At 59.3% G+C, this 20,239-nt stretch carries 14 protein-coding genes; 9 read left to right on the forward strand and 5 right to left on the reverse strand.

The features are described from left to right. The first annotated feature begins 4 nt into the window (after window positions 1-4). From BLW55_RS08000 to BLW55_RS08025, 6 genes are all read left to right on the forward strand, one after another. A complete protein-coding gene (locus tag BLW55_RS08000) occupies window positions 5-835 on the forward strand; it encodes an ABC transporter permease (RefSeq protein ID WP_090328066.1) in 831 nt (276 codons plus the stop codon). Next, the gene (locus BLW55_RS08005; RefSeq protein WP_090328068.1) at window positions 832-2,478 is read left to right on the forward strand and encodes an ABC transporter ATP-binding protein; all 1,647 of its coding nucleotides are present in this window, start codon (window positions 832-834) and stop codon (window positions 2,476-2,478) included. The genes BLW55_RS08000 and BLW55_RS08005 overlap by 4 nt, the downstream gene beginning before the upstream one ends. Next, a complete protein-coding gene (locus tag BLW55_RS08010; protein WP_090328071.1) occupies window positions 2,475-3,455 on the forward strand; it encodes an alpha/beta hydrolase in 981 nt (326 codons plus the stop codon). The genes BLW55_RS08005 and BLW55_RS08010 overlap by 4 nt, the downstream gene beginning before the upstream one ends. Beyond that, window positions 3,455-4,102 carry an FMN-binding negative transcriptional regulator gene (locus tag BLW55_RS08015; protein ID WP_090328074.1) on the forward strand — a complete coding sequence of 216 codons (648 nt, stop codon included), beginning with the start codon at window positions 3,455-3,457 and terminating at the stop codon, window positions 4,100-4,102. The genes BLW55_RS08010 and BLW55_RS08015 overlap by 1 nt, the downstream gene beginning before the upstream one ends. Beyond that, entirely contained in the window at window positions 4,095-5,507 is a 1,413-nt protein-coding gene (locus BLW55_RS08020; RefSeq protein ID WP_090328076.1) for an amidase, read from the forward strand. Before BLW55_RS08015 ends, BLW55_RS08020 begins: the two co-directional genes overlap by 8 nt. Before the next feature lie 84 nt (window positions 5,508-5,591). Continuing rightward, window positions 5,592-6,446, forward strand: a complete 855-nt coding sequence (locus tag BLW55_RS08025; protein ID WP_090328078.1) for a helix-turn-helix domain-containing protein — start codon at window positions 5,592-5,594, stop codon at window positions 6,444-6,446. Window positions 6,447-6,518: 72 nt separating this feature from the next. On the opposite strand, the gene BLW55_RS08030 is transcribed toward BLW55_RS08025, so the two are convergent. Continuing rightward, window positions 6,519-7,523: a helix-turn-helix transcriptional regulator gene (locus tag BLW55_RS08030; protein WP_244439717.1), complete on the reverse strand. Its 1,005-nt coding sequence runs from the start codon at window positions 7,521-7,523 to the stop codon at window positions 6,519-6,521. A 132-nt stretch (window positions 7,524-7,655) separates the two neighbouring features. Between BLW55_RS08030 and BLW55_RS08035 the strand changes: the two genes are divergently transcribed. Genes BLW55_RS08035 through BLW55_RS08045 form a run of 3 tightly spaced genes read left to right on the forward strand, consistent with a single transcriptional unit; the run spans window position 7,656 to window position 12,086 of the window. Further along, the gene (locus BLW55_RS08035) at window positions 7,656-8,912 is read left to right on the forward strand and encodes an MFS transporter (RefSeq protein WP_090328080.1); all 1,257 of its coding nucleotides are present in this window, start codon (window positions 7,656-7,658) and stop codon (window positions 8,910-8,912) included. Continuing rightward, a complete protein-coding gene (locus tag BLW55_RS08040) occupies window positions 8,909-10,909 on the forward strand; it encodes a TonB-dependent receptor (RefSeq protein WP_090328083.1) in 2,001 nt (666 codons plus the stop codon). Before BLW55_RS08035 ends, BLW55_RS08040 begins: the two co-directional genes overlap by 4 nt. A gap of 10 nt (window positions 10,910-10,919) precedes the next feature. Then, the gene (locus BLW55_RS08045; RefSeq protein ID WP_090328086.1) at window positions 10,920-12,086 is read left to right on the forward strand and encodes an FAD-dependent monooxygenase; all 1,167 of its coding nucleotides are present in this window, start codon (window positions 10,920-10,922) and stop codon (window positions 12,084-12,086) included. A gap of 162 nt (window positions 12,087-12,248) precedes the next feature. On the opposite strand, the gene BLW55_RS08050 is transcribed toward BLW55_RS08045, so the two are convergent. From BLW55_RS08050 to BLW55_RS08065, 4 genes are all read right to left on the reverse strand, one after another. After that, window positions 12,249-14,378 (reverse strand): TonB-dependent receptor, encoded by a 2,130-nt coding sequence (locus BLW55_RS08050; protein WP_090328088.1) that lies wholly within the window; start codon window positions 14,376-14,378, stop codon window positions 12,249-12,251. Between the two features lie 101 nt (window positions 14,379-14,479). Beyond that, window positions 14,480-18,061 (reverse strand): ABC transporter ATP-binding protein, encoded by a 3,582-nt coding sequence (locus tag BLW55_RS08055; protein WP_177175047.1) that lies wholly within the window; start codon window positions 18,059-18,061, stop codon window positions 14,480-14,482. Beyond that, window positions 18,058-19,326 carry an MFS transporter gene (locus tag BLW55_RS08060; protein WP_177175048.1) on the reverse strand — a complete coding sequence of 423 codons (1,269 nt, stop codon included), beginning with the start codon at window positions 19,324-19,326 and terminating at the stop codon, window positions 18,058-18,060. The genes BLW55_RS08055 and BLW55_RS08060 overlap by 4 nt, the downstream gene beginning before the upstream one ends. A 148-nt stretch (window positions 19,327-19,474) precedes the next feature. Next, on the reverse strand, window positions 19,475-20,134 hold the full coding sequence (locus BLW55_RS08065; protein WP_143038423.1) for a helix-turn-helix domain-containing protein: 660 nt from the start codon (window positions 20,132-20,134) through the stop codon (window positions 19,475-19,477). Window positions 20,135-20,239 lie beyond the last annotated feature (105 nt).

Consider the following 20,239-nt stretch of genomic DNA (forward strand, 5'->3'; position numbering starts at 1 on the left):
AGATATGAAGGATGTTGTGAAAACTTTCCTTGGCCGCCCGGCGGGAATAGCAGGACTGCTTTTGCTGGCAATCAGCTGTCTGATGGCCGTTTCCGCGCCGATTCTGTATCCCGCTTCGCCGTGGGAAATGTCGGGCATTCCGTTTAGCGCGCCCGGTGAGAACGGGATGCTTCTTGGAACGGACACTCTCGGCCGGGATATCGCCAGCGGTGTCATGCATGGTGCCCGCGTTTCCCTGCTTATAGGCATTGTTTCAACGCTTGCAGCGCTGTTCGTGGGCGTTTTGTTGGGATGTGTCGCTGGTTATGCGGGTGGCACCGTCGATACGGTCACTGTCCGGTTTACCGAGATCTTCCAGACGATACCGAGCTTTGTTCTGGCGATCCTCTTCGTAGCCATTCTGTCGCCCTCGCTTGGCACGATCATCGTGGCGATTGCACTTGTCAGTTGGCCGCCGCTTGCGCGCTTGGCGCGCGCGCAGGTGATGTCGGTCACCCAGCGAGAGTTTGTGCAGGCAGCACGCTGCCAGGGGCAATCGCCACTATCCGTGATGTTCCGCCATGTTCTGCCGAATGCGATTTCGCCGATCATCGTCACCGGATCCCTGACGGTGGCATCGGCCATTCTGATCGAAGCGGCTCTTTCTTTCATGGGGCTTGGCGATCCCAACCACATGTCATGGGGGTACATGATTGGCGCGGGTCGTACGGTTATCCGTCAGGCCTGGTGGATGAGTTTCTTCCCGGGGATTGCCATTCTGGTGACGGTGGTCGCCATCAATCTGGTCGGAGAAGCGCTTAACGACGCTCTCAATCCGAGGATTTCAAGATCATGAGCGGCGGACTGCTTTCCATTCAGAGTCTTTCTCTGGCCTTGCCCGAGGGCGCAGACCGAAAAAAGGCGCTGGACGCTGTCAGCCTTGATGTCAGGCCCAACGAGATTGTTTGCCTGGTGGGCGAAAGCGGTTCGGGCAAGTCCATGATCGCGCATGCGATCCTCGACCTTTTGCCGCGCAAGGTGCGATATCTGGATGGCGATATCGTCTTCAATGGAAAGAAGCTGACAGAGGCTCCCGCCGGCGAAATCAGACGACTTCGGGGTTCCGACCTCGCCATGATCTTTCAGGAGCCGTTGACCGCTCTCAATCCGCTACAGCGCGTGGGCGAGCAGGTGGCTGAAGCGATCTACACGCACCGCAGCGATGTTTCGGCAAAGAGCATTTCGCAGCGGGTGATCGAGCTTTTCTCACAGGTCGGTTTGCCCGATCCCGCAGCGGCGGTATCCGCTTTTCCGTTCCAGCTTTCGGGCGGCCAGCGGCAGCGTGTCATGATTGCCATGGCGTTGGCAAACGACCCGGCTCTTCTGATCGCCGACGAACCGACAACGGCCCTTGATGTCACCACACAGCGGCAGATTCTGGATCTCATTCGTTCGCTGCAGGCCGAGCGTGGCATGGGCGTTCTGTTCATCACCCATGACATCGGTGTTGTTGCCGACATAGCGCATCGCGTGGTGGTGCTGCGCCACGGCAAAGTGGTGGAACAGGGTACGGCGAGTGAAATTCTGAACAATCCGCGTGATGCCTACACACGCCAACTCATGGATGCCATTCCCGGTCGTGGTCATGTGCGCGCAGGTGGTGGGGAAAAAACAGCGCTCCTGCAGATCAGTGACCTGCGCAAGACATTCGTCGTGAAGCAGGGGCTGTTTGCCAAGTATCGCCGCGTCGATGCTGCTGCCGGGCTTGAGCTGTCGATCAGCAAGGGGGAAACCCTTGCCGTGGTCGGGGAGAGCGGTTCTGGAAAATCGACACTCGCGCGGATGATACTTCGGCTGATCGATGCAGACAGCGGGCAGGTTCTGTTCAATGGAGAGGATGTCCGCGGTATGGGGCGCGTGGCTTTGCGGGAATACCGCCGCCGCGCGCAGATCGTTTTTCAGGACCCCTACGCGTCTCTGGACCCTCGACTGCGTGTGGGTGACAGCATCGCCCGTGGTCCCATAGCGTTCGGAAGCCCACGCAGGGAGGCGGAGGCCACGGCAAGGAAATGGCTCGAACGCGTTGGACTGGATGCGAGTGCGTTTGATCGTTTTCCGCATGAATTTTCAGGAGGCCAGCGCCAACGGATTTGCATTGCCCGAGCCCTCGCTCTCGATCCTGAGTTCCTGATCGCGGACGAGGCCGTTTCTGCGCTCGACGTTTCGGTTCAGGCGCAGGTGCTCAAACTGCTGTCGGATCTCAAAGCGCAAATGGGTCTGACGATGCTGTTCATCACGCACGACCTGCGCGTTGCCCGCGAAATCGCGGACAGGATTGTCGTGATGCGCAACGGATGCATCGTCGAGGATGCACCTGCAGAGACATTGTTCTCCTCTCCGACAGAAGACTACACGCGCAGCCTTTTGGCTGCGGTGCCGGGGCGCAAATTTTTTGCCGATCAGGACATCACCGCGACAGGAACAGGAATACACGCATGACGACCGAGCCGGACATCAAGTCTGCAACCGATCCCCTTTCGCTTCTCGACCCTGAGATCGCCGAATTCATCCGCCGTGGCGTAGTGGCATCCCAGAAATTTCCACCGCGCGAAAGCATGTCGCCGCCGGAGGCCCGTAAAGTGGCCGAAATTGTGCGTTCGCAATGGGTTGAAGGTGGGCCAACCATGGCGTCCGTCGAAGAGTTCGCGGTTCCCACACCCTATGAGGCGTTAAGGCTTCGCGTCTATCATCCGAAGAACCGGTCGGGCGATGGGGCGTTGCTTTATCTTCCGGGCGGCGGCTGGACCTTGTTCAGCGTGGATACCCATGACCGGCTGATGCGCGAGTACGCTCAGGCTGCGGGCATCACGGTTCTGGGCATCGATTATTCGCGGGCACCGGAGGCGAAGTTTCCGCAAGCGATACACGAACTCGACGCGGTGCTTGACTGGCTGGAGCAAAACGACGCCACCCTCGGTTTTTCCTTCGGCAAACTGGCAATGGGTGGAGACAGTGCCGGCGGCAATCTCACAGTCGCCACCTGCATGAAACGGCGCGATACAGGCAAACGTCTGCCTGCCGCGATGCTTCTCAACTATGGATCCTTCGATCTAGGGTTTGCCAAGGACTCCGTCGTGAAGTTCGGCAATGGGGCCTACGTGCTTGGCACACACATGATGCTGTGGTTCACCATGAACTATATCCGCACGCCGGATGACATGCTGGACCCTCTGGCCAGCCCTTTACGCGGCGAGAAGGCCGGCCTGCCGCCTGCCTTCATGGCGATCGCCGACCACGATGTCCTTTATGATGACAATGTCGCCATGGCCAAGGCGCTACGCGAGGCCGGTGTCGAGGTTTGCGACAACATCTATCCGGGTACGGTTCACAGCTTTCTGGAAGCGATGTCGATCGCGGCCGTCAGCCGCCGGGCGATCGGTGAAACGGCAGACTGGCTGCGCGAAAGGATCGGCTGATGTATACGCCTGCCTCCTATCGCGAGCAGGACACCGCCTTCCTGCACGACTTGATGCGTGAATGGAGTTTCGCCACGATCGTTTCGCACGGTCAGGATGGTTTGCTGGCTACGCACTTGCCCTTCCTGCTTGCGCCGGGCGGGCATAAAGACCTCGGAATACTGACCAGCCATATTGCCAGGAACAACGCGCAATGGCGGCATTTCGAGGCTGGCGGCGATGCGCTCATCATCTTTCAGGGGCCAAATGCTTTCGTCTCCGTCAACTGGTACGACATGCAGCACACGTTTCCCACATGGAACTACGGAGCGATCCATGTTTACGGAAAAGTGCGCCTGAATCAGGATCCCGAGATCAATTGGAAGATCCTTGAGAAAACCATAGCCCGATACGAGCGTCCGCAGGATGGCGATTGGTCGTTCGAGACCATGCCCGAGGAAATGATTGCGCCGAGACTGCGTGCCATTGTCGGGCTGGAGATCGAGATCGATCGCATCGAAGGCAAACTGAAGTTCAATCAGGACAAATCCGAAGCTGACAGGAAGGGCGTGAGGGCTGCGCTGGCAAGGGATGTAGCCACGGCACGCAGCGCAGATTTCATGGAGCGTCTGGAGGCGAGATCGCAAGGGGAGGACGACGATGCATGATGAATTGTGGTCATGGAATGCCAGCGATCTTGCCAAGGCGATCCGGGAAAGGCGAGTCAGCTCCAGAGAGGCCGTAGAGAGTGCTATTGCACGGATGGAGGCCGTGAACCCGCATTTGAATGCCGTAGTGGATCCGTTGCCTGAGGCCGCGCTCTCCGAGGCCCGCGCCGCTGATGATGCACTCGCGCGTGGCGACAATCCGGGCATTCTGCATGGGGTCCCCGTCACCGTTAAGATAAATGTCGATTATGCAGGCAGGGCAACGACCAATGGTGTCCGTAGCCAGGCTGACCTCATCGCCCCGGAGGACGGCTCTGTTGTGCGCAATCTGCGCGCCGCAGGTGCGATTGTTATCGGGCGGACGAACACGCCCTGCTATTCCATGCGCTGGTTCACAGACAACGCCTTGCATGGCGCCACACTCAACCCGCACGACAAGGACATAACGCCCGGTGGGTCATCGGGTGGAGCCGGTTCGGCAGCGGCAGCCGGTATCGGCACGATTGCCCACGGCAACGACATTGGCGGGTCAATACGCTATCCGGCCTATTGTTGCGGCGTCTATGGATTGCGTCCGTCATCGGGTCTCCTGCCTTCCTACAACCCCTCTCAGCTTTCCGAGCGCATGATCGCATCGCAAATGATGGCGGTTCAGGGTCCGCTTGCGCGCTCGGCGGGTGATTTGTCTCTCGGTATCGAGGCCCTGTCCCGTCACGATCCACGCGATGTCTGGCAAGTTCCGGCACCGAACTTGACCTCACCGGAAATGCAGAAACCCTGCCGCGTGGCATTGTTTGCCGACCCGGAGGAATGTGCTGTTGATCCGGACGTTGCGCAAGCGATCCTTCTGGCTGCGGAGCGATTGCGTGAAGCTGGCTATCAGGTGGAGGAGGTGCCGATACCGTCGATCTCAGAGGCTGCTCATCTGTGGCGCACGGTGATGATAAACGAAATGCGCAGTGGGCTTCTCACACAGATTGAAAAGAACGGCGATGCTGCAATTCGCTATGCGGCGGAAGCGTTTTGCGAGGGCGTTCCAGAACTGGACCGGACGGGTTTCCTACAGGCCCTGGCGAGCAGAAGCACGCTTTTGCGCGACTGGCAGTTGCTTTTTGAAACCCATCCACTCGTGCTTACGGCTGTCTGCTGGCGCAAACCGTATCGTGTGGGCACGGACCAGACGAACAAGACCTGGTTCGACCGTTTCTTTACAGAACTCTCGCCGACCACCATGCCGCCGATCCTCGGTCTGCCGGGGCTTTCCGTTCCGATATCGATCGACGGGGCAGGGCCCCTCGGAGTGCAACTTATCGCCAACCGCTTCAATGATGGACGTCTGCTCGCCGCCGCCAACGCAATGGAGCGTGTTGGCGGTGAGGTCATACCTATCGAGCCGGTGCATTGAGGCGATGGCATGCTTCCCGTGGCTTGTCAGGTGGTATCCTTCATGACACGCTGCTGAAGAGTTTGGGAGCGCAGGGACACCGTGATGATGGATATGCAAACGCAACCCGTACGGTCGCAATCACGTCCGGTGGTCGAGCATGGTTTTGTTACCGAATCGATGACGGATACCTGCGCGATCGTTGCCAATCTGGAGCATTGCACCAACACGGCGGTCGCTTTGCAATCGCATTATGCGCAGGGGTTTTTGTCCAGCCGCCACAAGCATGGTCGCGGTCAGATCAGCTATTGTCAAAGCGGAATGATGCTGGTGATGACGGACGAGGGGACGATTATCGTTCCGCCCGGTCATTTCATCTGGATTCCGCCGAACATGTACCATCAGGCACAGGCGCAGGATGGGATGTGCATGCTGAGCATTTACGTCGAAAATGGATTGTGGCCGGACCTTCCAGGCAATTCCGAAGTGTTCCATGCCTCGGATCTGTTCGAATGCTTGATGCAGCGAATGATCGAGATCGAGGAGAAGGGCGCGTTTTCGAGTTCGACGTTCGATGCCATCGTAACCCTGATCCGTGACGAGATCGGACTCGCAAGTCGTCTGGATATGTCGATGCCAATGCCGCGGGACAGGAGACTGGCGCGCATCTGCAATGCCATATTGCGTGAACCGACCGTTCTGCGTGGCAAGGATGAGCTTGCTCGCATCGGCAATGTCAGCCACCGGACCATGACAAGGCTTTTTCAGACAGAGCTGAAGATGACCTACTCAGAATGGTGTCAGCAGGCTTTGATTCTGAACGCCCTTGCGCGCCTTGCTGCCGGTGACCCAGTTACGACCGTCGCCATGGATCTCGGTTACGTAAGCCCCAGCGCTTTTTCAGCCATGTTCAGGCGGCGTGTCGGTTGTTCGCCAAAAGAGTTTGCGAAACAGTATTGATATCGATCCAAGTCCGGTCGCGGGTATGGCTGCATTCGTCATGAATGCACCCGGGAGCCGTTTTAACCGCTCTCAAAGGCTTCCCGCTTCCTGGACAACCAAACACCGTACTTTCGATGGTTGAACGCCGAAACGACGAACGAACAGCCGCGAAAAGTGGCTTGCGCTGTTATAACCGACGGAATACGCGATCTCGGTGACGCTCATTTCACCTGTCTGCAACATCCGCTGCGCTTCCATAAGACGCTGCTCCTGCAGATACGCATAGACCGCTGTGCCATACATGTTGCGAAATCCCGACTTCAGCCGCTTCTGGCTGAGCCCGACTTCACGTGCAAGTGCTTCGATCGTCCACGCACGACCGAGGTCGCTGGTCATCGCATCGCGTGCCTGTTTTAGCTGACGGCGGTCGCGCGGTGCGGCCAGCGTGGCGGGTTGAGCCTCGCGCAGCTCGCTTATTGCCATGTCGATGATGTCCAGCGCCCGCGCCTCCAGCACCAGGTCTCCGCTGTCGGACATCGCGCTATCGAAAAGCGCTTTTGCGTGCGCCAGGAGCTCTGGCGGTACCGGCAGGACACCGACCCATGTCTCCTCGCTCGAAGCCGAGTGAAGCGGATGCCCGTCCGTCAGCGTATTGAGAAGATCGCCGGCACCGAGCCTTCCCCAGAACTCCATGTCAACGCGGATGTCGATCCCCTTGAAGCGAGAGCCAAGCGGCACGTCATAATAGCCGTGCGCACCACGTGGCGCTGCCATCACATAAGCGCGGCCCGGTCGATAGGGCACCACGGCGGCGCGTTCCCCTTCGGAACCGAGTATCCAGCCCTGCCCCGAAGCGCAAAAAAGACAATCAATGGCGACGCAGGGCTCCGTTTGATAGCGGCCTACGAAATCCCCGCCGACGACGATATCGAAGACAGTCAGAGTGAGGCCGTTGCGCACCCCCAGAACCTTGTAGGCGCCATCGGTGCTCGGTGGAGCGGTCACTTTCTCCGCTGGACTCGGTCCAAGAACCACCACTTCGCGCTGTTCGGACTGCGCCAGCGTTCTTTGCTCGATATGTAAACTCAAAGCCATGCCCCCACGAATTGCGCATCCGTTCCCGCTTGCCGCAAATTATGGACCTGATCGCACTATCATTGAACCTGATAATGATAGTCAAGTTTTTCGCACCATCCTATGAAGCCCCGGTTTCGAGACTGAGGGGGCATGGTGAAGATCGTTCGATACGTGATGGCGCGTTCCGCTGGCTGGGCCATACTCGGCTGGCTCGCAGGGCTTTACGCCGCGCAATCGGTCACGGGAAGCATGGTGCAGACGGCACTGCCGGTTGTACTGCGCGACATTGGCATGCCGCTCGACAGCATCGGCTATCTGTCCGTGCTTTTCCTGCCATGGGCACTGAAGTTTCTCTGGGCGCCGTTGATCGACCGGTTCCTGAACGAGCGCACATGGATTCTTCTCTGTCAGACGGGGATCACGCTTTGCTTCATCGCTGCTGCCAACCTGCCGCCCCAGGATCATATGCCCGCGCTCGCCGGTGTTCTTCTGATGATGGGCTTTCTGGCCGCGACACAGGACATCGCAACCGACAAGCTGGCCGTTCACGCGACAACGCCCGAGACGCGGGGCGCGGCAAGCGGTGCGTCCACCGCAGGCGCCTATCTTGGCTTTCTCATTGGTGGCGGCATATGGCTGATCGTCTACAACTATGCCGGCTGGGCTGTGTCAATGCTTGCCATGGCCGCGTTCGTTGTCGCGCTGAGCTTGCCTATCGCGCTTGCAAAACAGCGCACCGGACACCCTGCCGAATACGGTGAAGCCCTGCCGAAAGCCCGCCTGCGCAACACGCTTTCGAACCGCGCCTTGATGCGCGGACTGATCTTTCTGCTTTTCTATCAGCTGGGGCTGCGCGCGGGTTCCTCCATGACCGGGCCCTATCTGGTCGACAAGGGTGTCTCGCTCGACCTGATCGGCATCATCCGCGGTGCCGGCGGCGCGGCTGCCGGCTTCCTCGCGGCAGTGTTCGGGGCCGTCCTGGTGCAGAAGGCCGGCATCGTCCGTTCGATCACCCTGCTTGCGGCCCTGAACGCCGGTGTGCTGCTTCTTCTTGCGGGGTTGGAGATGTCAGGACGCGTGTCGACCACGACCGCCATTGTCCTGCTTATCGTCGAGAGTGCAGCCGTGGCCATGTCTTTCGTCGCCGTCTACGCGGCGATGATGAACTGGTGCAACCCGCACCAGGCAGCCACGGACTTTGCCGTGTTGCAAAGCATCGACGCCGTGCTTGCGATTGCCGCCGCCTCGGTCGCCGGCGTGCTTGGCCAGACCTTCGGCTATGGCTGGATCTTCTGTTTTGCCGCTTTCCTGATCGCAGGCGCGCTGTTCATCGCGCCGCGCCTTCTGGCTGGAGCAGGTCCGAAACCGTCACATTCACAACTCCCTGAAGAGGTTCTGCAAAAATGAAACACAAGCTCCTTCGGGACGTTTCCCTTCTCGCCCTTGTCACCGGCCTTTCGTTACAGGGTGCGTCTGCACAGGATTACTCCGACCCCACACTGCTTGAACGCCTGACCATTACCGCAACAAAGCGCAATCAGGATTATTTCGCATTGCCGGCGACGATCGACATCGCCCAGCCCGACGCGCTTGAGCGGCGCAACATCGACAATGTGGCGGACCTCGACCGGGTTTTTCCCGACGTCAACATCCGCACGCGTTCCGGCCGCACCTATGCGAACTTCACCATTCGCGGGCAGGCATCGCTGGATTTCTACAATCCGAGCACACAGGTCTATATCGACGGGTTGCCGCAGGACAGTTTCAATCTCGCACGCGCCCTGCCCGGCAATCTGGATAGCGTCGAGCTTCTCTATGGCCCGCAGGGCACGCTATACGGCCGCGGTGCCATTGGCGGCGTCATCAACATCACAACCCGCAAGCCCGACGATGAATTCCGCTTCGGGTTGGACGGCGCGATCACCACAGAAAGCGCCAGGAGTTCGCTTCACGTCAACCTTCCTCTCATCGATGGGGCATTGTTCGCGGACGCGACCTTCTCCGCCCTGCGCGATAAGGACAGCTACACGACGATGACGGGCGAGGATGTGGGCGGCACCGACAACGTTCACGGTCAAGTCCGGCTACGCTACGCACCGGAGGGCAGCCCGTTTGACGTGATGCTGACAGCCGGGCGCGGCCGGGTGACCTCCACGGAGGAGTATTTCGTCCTGGAATCCATGCTGAAGGAGAGGATCGCGCTTCCAGTGCCTTCCAGCTACGATCTCGACACGTGGAATTTAGGGCTGAACGCCAGCTACGATCTGGGATTCGCGACGCTAACCGCGCTCACCGGCTATCAGGACAGCACGCTCGACCGGACGATTTTCGGCAGCTACACGCCGGAATGGCAGAGCACCTTCAGCCAGGAACTTCGCATCGCTTCCAACCCGGATGAGGGCAATCCGATCGATTATGTGATCGGCGGTTATTATCAGAACCTCGATTTCACACGCAAAGTGCCGGTGGCCGGTCAGGTCTCCAATCAGAAGATCAATTCCTACGCGCTCTTTGCCGATCTCACCTGGCATGCAACCGACCGTCTCGACATCAGCCCCGGCCTGCGCTTCGATCATGAGAAGGCCACCGCAACCGCCACGGGCGGCGTCACGCTCGACGGCGAAAACAGCTTCTCCGCCCTTTCACCCAAACTGGGCGCAAGCTATCGCCTTTCGGACGAATGGCTGGTCTACGGCCTGTTCAGCACCGGGTTCAAAGCCGGTGGCTTCACCCGCAATGTGACGCCTGCCAACATCGCCTTCACCTACGATCCACAAAACACCTACAATGGCGAAGTAGGCGTCAAGTATCGCAACGATGCCGGCACTCTGGAAGCACAGCTTTCCGCCTACTACAATGTCACACGCGACTACCAGATGTTTGTCGGCGTTCAGCCGGTCCAGTATCTCCAGAATGTGGGCGAAGTCACATCGAAAGGCGTCGACCTGAAAGTGCGCGCCATGCCTACCGACAGGTTCGGCATAACCGCCGGCATCGGCTACAATCACACCCGTTTCACCAAATACGACAATCCTTTCACGCCCGGCATCGATTACACCGGAAACAGAGTGCCCTACGCCCCTGAACTGACGGCCAATCTCATGGTCGATTACCGGTTCGATCTTGCAGGCGACTATGGCGCACTCATCCCCTATGCCGCCGTCAGCTATGTGAGTGACATCTACTTCGACGAAACCAACACGATTGGACAGGATGGCTATGCGCTCGTCGACCTTGGCATGAAATGGGAGGTCAACGAGAAGGTGGCCGCCGAGGCCTTCGTCACCAACCTCTTCGACACGACCTATACCACCTACGGCTTCAATGCCGGTTCGCCCTACGGCAATGTCTATCAGGTTGGTCAGGGCCGCACGATCGGCGGCCGCATCAACCTGACATTTTAGGGGACGGGTCATGCGTGTCCTCATTGCCGGCGGCGGCCCAGCCGGCCTGACCCTTGCCGCCTGCCTGCGTGACCGAGGCATCGAAGCCACGGTCATGGAGAAGAACGAGAAGGGGCGCACCGGAGGTTATTCCATCGGCCTCCACGTCAATGGATGGAGCGTAGCGGAGCGGCTTGGGCTGATCGAGACCTTCCGCGCGAAGGCGATGCCGCTTGGTCCCGCGCATCAACTTGACCGCACGGGACGGAAGCTCTTTTCCTATGATTACCGGACGCTTGCGAAAGCTGCGGATGGCCAGATGCTCGCCATCCTGCGCAGTGATTTTCAGCACATCCTGACGCAGGAAATCGAAAGGGACGTCGATATACGCTACCGGACCACGCTTGAAAGCGTGACCGATGACAGGAACGGTGTCGATGTCACATTCTCGGACGGGCGTTCGGACCGCTTCGATCTTGTGATCGGCGCGGATGGATATCGCAGTCATCTGCGCGCCATGACATTCGGGCCGTTTGAACGGTTTCTGAGACCGCTCGGTTACCGGGCAAGCGCGTGGCGCGTGCAGATCGAAAAACCGCTTGAGGCCAGTTTCGTCGGCATGATGGATGTCGATCATCAGGGCGGTCTCTACAATGTCGGCGATGGAACAGCCGCGACGCTCTTCTGCTGGCGTGATAAAGACACCGGGCGGCTTGGCCCGAAGGAGCGCCTCAATGTTCTCATGGAGCGCTTCGGCGACTGGCCGGACCCCATACATTCAGCACTGCGCCTGCCCATCGACTGGGATCAGGCGTTCTTCGACACAATCTCGCAGATTGAAGTACCGCACTGGTCAAAAGGCCGGGTCGCCCTGCTTGGCGATGCCGCCTGGTGCCTGACATTTCTTGCCGGTCAGGGCACATCCACCGCGATGGCCGGTGCCTATATTCTCGCGTCCGAACTTGCCCGCAAACCTTTTGGCGAAGCTTTTTCCGCTTATGAAAACCGCCTCCGTCCGCTGGTGACGCGCATGCAGGCGGTCTCGCGTCAGATCGGCGGGCATTATGTGCCGCAAAGCAAACGGGGCATGCGCATACAGTCCTGGGTCCTCCCCGTTCTTCTTTCACGGCCGCTGATACGCCTGACATCGGCCCGCCTCGGCGCGCCGGCGCTGGACCTCGATACATGGAGTGGCTGAAGACGAGTGGACGAGACAACGGGTGAGGCCACAAATTGTCCCCTCACCCGCGTCTTCTTGCTACAGCATTTGCAATCAGGTGAGATCACCCGGCGTCCGCAGAAATGCGGAGAACAAACTGACTAGAGTGTCCTTTCTGCGTACAGATGGACGCACAGCGCTTTAAAAAGTTTTGCTCACACCCACTCCGACAACGCGACCGGGTCCCACTGTGGCCGTGTGAACAGTGGGCGAATAGGTCGAACCGAAATATACCGGCCGTTCGTCAAGAAGATTGTTGGCGAAGGCGTATATGTCGAGACCGTCGCGGCTCCAGCCAAGTCTCATATTGACCATATGGTAGTCATCGAGGTCGGCCGTATTCTGAATATCCACGGAACGTTTGCCGACATACTGGTACTGAGCGTTGAAATGGAAATCTTCCCAGAACCGATAGTCAATGTCTGCCGAAGCGGTGAACTTCGGTGCGTTGGGGACGCGGTTTCCATCGAAAGTGCCCGGCACGGCATCCGCACCCACATTCTTGATCCGCGAGATCGTAAAGCCAAGGCCGGCACCGAGGGACAGCGCATCGGTGATTGCAGCTCGGCCCTGCAATTCCATCCCGTAGCTCTCATAGTCCTGGTTGACGAAGGAGAACGTGATGGGCAATTGAGAAGTATCATACGCGACCAGCTGCCCGTCACGCACATCATTGTAGAAGGCGCTGATGGAGAGATCGAGACGCTCGTCCAAAAGGCTCGCCTTCAGGCCGGCTTCGTAGCTCCACACATTTGACGGCCTGAACGGTATGGTGGGCCGCCCCACCGGTGCATTGAGCGTAAAGCGTTCGAAACCGCCCGATGCGTAACCATGCGAGACGGAGGCATAGCCCATCCAGTCGTGCGAGAAATCGTAGCTCACGGCCATACGGCCCGTGAGATAGGTGTCAGAGATTTCTCCATCCTGCGAGAATGCGCTGACCGTGCCGGGAAAACCCTTGCCGGTATAGTCGAGATCGAGTCTCTGTCGATCATGTGCGAGCCGGAGACCACCCGAAACCTTCAGCCTTTCCGTGACGGGCACGGTCACATCTCCAAATGCGGAGACTGTCTGCGAACGGATCCCGGTATTGAAGATGCCGCTCGAATATGGGCTGTAGGTGCTGTCCTGATTGCGATCCGACGCATAGTCGGAAAAGAAATAGTGGACGCCGGCAACCCATGAAATCTCCGCATCTTCCGAAGAGTTCAGACGTAACTCCTGGCTGAATATCTGCTCGCGTTCATCCGAGTGCGAATTGTCCTGCCCCGGCGTCGGTACGTAACCATAGGCACCATCGAAAAGAACGGCGTCAGTCACGTCCACAAGACCATTGAGTCTGATGTTCTGGTAATTGGAGATCGATGTCAGCCTGAAGGCTTCGAACTCTTTTTCAATCTCAAGTGTCGCTTCCGCACGCGTGCGGCGGTTTTCGGGAATGACGTCGGAGCCGCTGACCGGAAAGCCCGGCGCTTCAAGGTACATATTGTAATTGTTGTGCCGCTCGTCGCGGTCGAAACCCAGAACCAGATTGACCGAAAGATCGTCGGTGGGCGTGTAGCGCAGGGTTCCGCGTGCTGCCGCGATGTCGAGAGCGCCTTCCTCGCCACCGATCACAACATTGGGAACATCCCCGTCCTGCTTCTGGTAGCGGAGTGCTCCACGCCCGGCGAGTACCCCCTCCTGAAGCCAACCGCCAATCACCGCCTCGCCAAGCGCATAACCTTCGGTCCCGACCTCGCCCGTAAGCCTTACTTCGTGTTCGCCATCGGCAGGGCGTGTCACGACATTGACCGCACCGCCCATTGCGTTGCGCCCAAAGAGCGTGCCCTGCGGACCACGCAGAACCTCGATCCGCTCCACGTCAAGCAGCGACGGCGGGAAGCCGAAGGCGCTCGTGCCGGCACCATTGGTTGCAAAACCAACCGAGTTATCGAGAGAGTTCGCCGGCTGTCCCAGTGGTCCGATGCCACGCATGTTCACGAAATCGAGGCCAGGCTGGCCGAAACCGCCGAAATAGAAGTTTGGCGCAGAGCGCGTCAGCGCCGCACCCGGATCGACAGCATTTGAAACCGGATCGTCACCTTCAACGACGGTTACACTGCCTGCAAGTTCATGGGCCGCTTCGATCCGCTTCAGAGCGGTGACGGTCAGAACCGGCAAGACTGTGGCAGCGTCCTCGTCTGCATGAGCCGGAAAACCCGCCGCCCCGCCCAGGAGTGCCCCTCCAAGAAACGTGGATGCCAGGAGCGTCCCTTTGTTACCAACCATTACAAACCCCACCTCACTCTGGATCGGTCCACTGAACCGACAGTTCACCCCGGGGATAGAACAGGCAAAAAAACTTCTCCAGAGACTCCACTTTCGTGGTCTCAAGAAATTGTTTTGTCATATTCAGCCCCCTGCCCAGCGGGGACAGCACCCTCCCGCGCAGCGCGTTCCGCATTCCAGAGCCGCCGGTAAACAGCGCAATCGGAAAGCAGTTTCTCGTGCCGCCCATCGGCGACAAGTGAGCCGTTCTCAAAGACGAGAATCGCATCGGCCCCGGTGATCGAGCGCAGCTTGTGGGCAACGACGATGACCGTACGCCCTGCGCAAAGCGATGCGATCGCTGTCCGTATCTCGAACTCACTCTCCGGATCCACCGATGCGGTCGCCTCGTCGAGGAGAATGATCGGTGCGTCCTTGAGGAGCGCCCTCGCAATGGCCAGCCGCTGCCGCTGCCCTCCAGACAAAAGCTGTCCGTTTTCGCCGATATGCGTGTCGTAGCCCTGTTCGAGTGCCTCGATGAAGCCGTGGCAGGCGGCAGCCCTGCATGCAGCTTCGAGCTGGCTGTCAGTTGCCTCGGGTTTGGCAATTCGCAAATTCCCGGCCACCGTGTCGTCAAACAGGAATGTGTCCTGAAAGACCGTAGCAAACATACCAGCGCGCTGGCCTTCGCTCATATCGCGCAAGTCAACACCACCAATGCGCACCGCCCCTTCGTCCACATCCCAAAAGCGCGCCAATAGGTTCAGCACCGTGGACTTTCCTGATCCCGATGGCCCCACCAGGGCATAGAGGCCACCTGCCGGCAGGACGAAGCTCGCCAAGCGCAATGCCGGTAACGCGCGATCATAGGAAAAGGACACGCGCTCGAACTCGATCCCCGTGTCATGCGGCTTGCCCACAGCATGGGGTTCGCTCAGCCGCTCCATGGCGAGAACTTCCCGGATGCGCACAAAGGCGCGCTCCTGTTGACGCCGATAGAATGTCAGTTCGAACGCATCGCCAAGCGGACCGTAGAAGAACAATCCGATGACCATGAAGATCAGCAGAACAGCGGAGTCGATGCGGCCCGAGATCGCCAGTGTTCCGCCGACGCCGAGCAGAACGCAGAAACCTGCTTCAAGAACAGCCTGGCCGAGCCCCACGGTCGGCGCGACACGGGTCACAGTGGAAAGGCTGATGTCCCTGTGCCCTGCCAGACTCTCGCGCAACGGACCACTGACGCGCCCTTCGAGCCCCAGCGAGCGGAATGTCGGTATAGACTGAAGATGATCCATAATGCGCGCGCTCAGATCCTCGCGTGCGAGGACCATGCGCTGCCATACACCAACAGCCACCCTATCCGACCACGCAACCACGAGCAGGAAGACCGGGACAGTCGCTACGATGGCCAGCGCCATGCGCCAGTCGAGCAGCACCATCAGGATCAGGCTGATGACGGGAGCCACGAGCGAGCGCACAAGCTGCATCGCGGGCGTTACATAATTCAGCTCCGTCGTATGCTGCGTCAGCAATGTCTCGAGCGCTCCCGTATCCCTGCGCGTTAGCTGCCCGAGCGGAATGTGAGCGAGTTGGTCGGCCAGGCGGCGCTGGAGTGCAGCAACCACGCCGGTCTGCACCTTCCAGAGACTGCGGTTGGCCACCAGATTGCAGAGCACCTGAAGGGTGAAAAGCCCCAGAACAACCGCAGCATAAAACCATATGCGTTGTTGCGTCAGCTCGCCGGAGATCACATCCAGCATAAGCATCAGAACGGCGATCACGGGCGCGCCCATCATGAGCGCTTCCAGCATCAGAAGCGGCAGGGCCCTGCCGAACAATTCGCGCCGCATCGGGCCGGCAAGCGCCAGTGCAGTGCGCAGAGTTCCACCTTCCTCGGGAAGGTCCAACGCCGGTTGGGCAGTGTCTACAAACGGCTTCTGTTCCGCTTGCGTGGCGATTTCCGGGCTGCCTGCCGCGCAACCCTTCGCCAGCGACCATCCGTCGGCCGCGGCATATTGTTCATAGAGCCTGGCGTAGTCCGGGCTCTCCTTCAGAAGCGTTTCATGCTTGCCGGAAGCAACAATCTCACCCTCGCGCATGAGGAGGATGCGATCGGCATGCCGGATCGTGTCGACCCGATGCGCGATGGCGATAACCGTACGCCCCTTCGAGAGTTCCCGCAAAGCCACCAGCACCTCCGCCTCGCTGTCTGGGTCCAGCGCGGAGGTCGCTTCATCCATTATGACAATGGGTGCGGCGCGCAGAATGGCGCGGGCAATGGCCACGCGCTGGCGCTGGCCACCGGACAACAGCCGGCCACCCTCTCCCACGGGCGTATCGAGCCCCCTTTCGAGCTCCAGCGCGAAGTCGAATACGAGCGCCCTTCGGGCGGCGTCTTCCACCTCGGCATCGCTTGCGTCTGGACGCCCTGCACGGATATTGCCCGCGATGGTGTCGTTGAGCAGATAAGCATCCTGCAAAATGAAGCTCATCATTGCAGATAGCGACTGCCGATCGATGCGTCGAATGTCGACACCGCCGACAGCGACGGCACCCCCATCCACGTCCCAAAACCGACCAGCGAGACGTGCGAGGGTTGTCTTGCCACTCCCCGACGGACCGACAATGGCAACCAATTCCCCGGCATCGACCCGGAAGTCTGTGCCACGGACACCGCGTCCATTCTCTCCATACGCAAATGAGACATTGTCAAAGGCAATGTCGTAACGGGTTGGAATCTCGACGCCGCTGCCCTGCACCTCCATCTGTTCCGCATCGAGTATGGAACGAATGTTGGCACCCGCCGTCTGCATGCGCATTGCAAAGCTTCCGGCTGTGTAGAGCAGCTTGTAGACGGAGGCATTCACACCCAATCCCAGCAGAAGAAACAGGATCAGTGTCGGCAGGTCGATACCGCCGCTCAGATAAAGCAGCCCGCCCGTTGGCAGCACTACAAGGACATTCGCCCGCAACGCCGCCATCATGAGCGCGCTGGGTAGGGCCGCCGCAACAGACATTCGATAGGTGGCATCTGCCATGCCGCCAATTGCCTCGTCGAGGCGCCTGAAGGCTCCTTGCCCCCCGACAAAGCTGCGTATCACCTTCATGCCGCGCAGAAACTCCACAACGGCCGCCCGCAACGCAACACTACCCGCAAAATACCCGGCGACCTCGTTCCTCGCCATGATCAGCGAAAGCGGGTACAGGCCAACGATCAGCGGGAACATGGCCAGCGCTGCAAGCGCCAGTCGCCAGTCGAAGAACGCAAGGAAGAGACCAGCCGTCAGCGGCACAGCGGTTGCTGAGACAATATCGGGAACGGCGTGCGCGAGCACTTCTTCCACCTGCTCCACATCCTCCGATATGATCTTCTTGAGTTCCGCTGTTGAACGCTTGGCGAAAAAGCCAAGCGAGACCCCGTCCAGGCGCTCAATCAACACAAGACGCAGATCATGAAGCGCCCGATAGGCAGCCCTGTGCGAGAGAGAGGTGGATGCGGCAGAGAGGGCCGCCCTGCCGAGGATTGCTGCAAAGGCGAGTGTAATGAACGTCCACAACGCCGCGTGCGAAAGGCGACCGTCGTTCACAAGTATCGCCACCCGGTATACTGCATAACAGGGAGCAAGGCCCAGGAGATTGGCCAGAAATGCCAATGCCGCCGATATCGCCAGTGCCATTCGTTCCTGAAGCAATATCGATTTCATCGACCTGCCTCCGCGGAGTGCCGCTCTCGAAGGAGGAAACAGAAAAAGCATGCACCAAGGGCACCGAGAGCCGCTCCGGCGAACACACTGCCATAACCGATATAGACCGCCACTTGCCCGGCACTGAGCCCGCCGAGAAAACGCAGAAATGCATCCAGCGATGTCATCAGGCCATAGTCCGTGGCGGAGTGCTCGCGGCTCGCAAAATTCATGTAAAGCTGCCAGGTACCGACTGTCAGCGCCCCGGCGAGGCAGAAATCGCCAATTGCCAGCGCTGCGACCGTGGCAGGCAAAAAATGGACAGCCCAGATCAGGGCGAACAACACACCCGCCTTTGCCACATAAAGCAGCCCCATGACGGCAATCACCCCGAAACGCCTCAGCAGGTAACCCATCGCAAAGCTGGCGGGTATAACGGAGCCGGTCGCAACCGTACCCAGCAACCAACCCGCCTCGGAAGCGGAATACCCCCTGTCGATCAACAGCGCGGGAACCAGCACGTCCGCACCGGCTGCCATTCCGAAACAGACTATGGCCAACACCATCGGACCAATTCGATCGTGGCCAAGGAACCGGCGCCATGCGGCCACACCCGGCCTTTCAACGACCGTGGTTCCCGTACTCTTTACCGTTACGGGATGATCCTGTTTCAGCACCCAGGCCGGCAGAGAAAACACGAGCACCGTCAGCGAAACCGCGACGATGCTCATTTCCCAACTGAAAAGGTCGTTGAGGCGTAGCACAAAACCGGAGCCGACCATCGCACCAAGCACCATGGCAGCCACGCCGGCAGCATTGGCTACAGCCCGGCTTTTCACATCTGCATTCTCGATCAGCCAGGACGCAAGGATCAACTGTATCGTTGCCCCGACACAGGCACACAGCAGCGAGAGAGCAATCAACACCCAGGGTGACGTTTCAGGTCTGAAGAGCGCCACCAGAAGGAAAAATCCTGCCAGAAGGAATGCGAGAAACCTGAGCCACGCCAAACGGCCTCCGAACGGTCGGACGGTGCTGCGGTCAAACCAGGGAGCCCATAGCCATTTGAACGCAAACGGCAGCCACACAACATAAGTGAAACCGATGAGATCGAGCGTTGCGCCGCTCTCCCTGAGAACTGCCGGCAAGCCAAGCGTGAAGAAATAGCTGGGCACTCCCTGTAACAGGCTGAACGAGCCCATGAGGATTATCGGTGCAAGGACGAGCTTTTTACCGAAGACCCTGCGGGCGACGAGACTACCGGCACTGGTGGAAGAAGAATTCACTGAACGTCTCTGCATTTGGTGAAGGATCGCGCGAAGCAAAGCCTCACGCAAAAGAAGACTTTTCACATCATAATAATCGGGTCCACGGAGGTAGTTTTGCGCAATCACGAAATGCGTTTGCGCAATCAAGAAATTCAGGGCGTTCGCCTCAATGGATCGGCGAACAGCCTCCGTCGGCCGCAATGGGGCGCGGCTCATCTCGCGGAACGTGTCCAAAATGGCGCCTATACGCCGTCGCAAAAGCACCGGGATTGCTGAACCCGACCCTGTAGGCGACCTGCGAAACCGGTAGGTCGGTTTCACGGAGAAGCTGCTGCGCGTGCTCCAGCCTCCGCACACGCAGATAGCCGAAAATGGTGTACCCAAAGGCCTGGCGAAACTGTTGCGAGAGCGTGGTCACGTTCACCCCCACTCTCCGGCTCAATTCGGCAAGCGTTGGCGGCGTGTCGATGTTTGCTTCGAGCAACTCCCGCACCGCATGGACCCTATCCCGCTCTCGGCGCCCCATCGAGGCGACCATTCTGTCATTCTCCCCCGCGATGCGATTGATCGCGGCAAGAAGGGCCAGAGCGCCACCTTCGAACTGTAATGCGCTGAGGCGGCCATGGTGCTGGGCGGGTGCGACCATGCCGTTGAGATACGACGCCAATTCACCCGACCTGTGCAAAGTGCGCAGATCCCCAGTACCCTCCGGAAACCGCGCGATCGCGCCCATGCTCTCTTCGCCATAGTCTTCCAGCATGGATTGAATGCATTCGTGCGAAAGCGACAGACCCACATTCAGACAGCGCGCGCCGGACTTATGCATACCTATACATTCCCGCTCAGTGGGAAGGCGGGCCACAAGCGGGATATGTGGGAGGATGTCTACTGTTCCGGTCCCCGAAACACGAAGGTTTGACGCATCGCGACC

The sequence above is a fragment of the Nitratireductor aquibiodomus genome, from assembly GCF_900105565.1.
Classification (GTDB): domain Bacteria; phylum Pseudomonadota; class Alphaproteobacteria; order Rhizobiales; family Rhizobiaceae; genus Nitratireductor; species Nitratireductor aquibiodomus.

What these genes read in the sequence shown, in the direction of transcription:
- BLW55_RS08020 (WP_090328076.1), top strand. Translation starts at nt 4,095, where the DNA reads ATGCATGATGAATTGTGGTCATGGAATGCCAGCGATCTTGCCAAGGCG.
- BLW55_RS08045 (WP_090328086.1), top strand. Translation starts at nt 10,920, where the DNA reads ATGCGTGTCCTCATTGCCGGCGGCGGCCCAGCCGGCCTGACCCTTGCC.
- BLW55_RS08025 (WP_090328078.1), top strand. Translation starts at nt 5,592, where the DNA reads ATGATGGATATGCAAACGCAACCCGTACGGTCGCAATCACGTCCGGTG.
- BLW55_RS08055 (WP_177175047.1), bottom strand. Translation starts at nt 18,061, where the DNA reads ATGAAATCGATATTGCTTCAGGAACGAATGGCACTGGCGATATCGGCG.
- BLW55_RS08015 (WP_090328074.1), top strand. Translation starts at nt 3,455, where the DNA reads ATGTATACGCCTGCCTCCTATCGCGAGCAGGACACCGCCTTCCTGCAC.
- BLW55_RS08000 (WP_090328066.1), top strand. Translation starts at nt 5, where the DNA reads ATGAAGGATGTTGTGAAAACTTTCCTTGGCCGCCCGGCGGGAATAGCA.
- BLW55_RS08065 (WP_143038423.1), bottom strand. Translation starts at nt 20,134, where the DNA reads ATGCATAAGTCCGGCGCGCGCTGTCTGAATGTGGGTCTGTCGCTTTCG.
- BLW55_RS08040 (WP_090328083.1), top strand. Translation starts at nt 8,909, where the DNA reads ATGAAACACAAGCTCCTTCGGGACGTTTCCCTTCTCGCCCTTGTCACC.
- BLW55_RS08035 (WP_090328080.1), top strand. Translation starts at nt 7,656, where the DNA reads ATGGTGAAGATCGTTCGATACGTGATGGCGCGTTCCGCTGGCTGGGCC.
- BLW55_RS08050 (WP_090328088.1), bottom strand. Translation starts at nt 14,378, where the DNA reads ATGGTTGGTAACAAAGGGACGCTCCTGGCATCCACGTTTCTTGGAGGG.
- BLW55_RS08005 (WP_090328068.1), top strand. Translation starts at nt 832, where the DNA reads ATGAGCGGCGGACTGCTTTCCATTCAGAGTCTTTCTCTGGCCTTGCCC.
- BLW55_RS08030 (WP_244439717.1), bottom strand. Translation starts at nt 7,523, where the DNA reads ATGGCTTTGAGTTTACATATCGAGCAAAGAACGCTGGCGCAGTCCGAA.
- BLW55_RS08010 (WP_090328071.1), top strand. Translation starts at nt 2,475, where the DNA reads ATGACGACCGAGCCGGACATCAAGTCTGCAACCGATCCCCTTTCGCTT.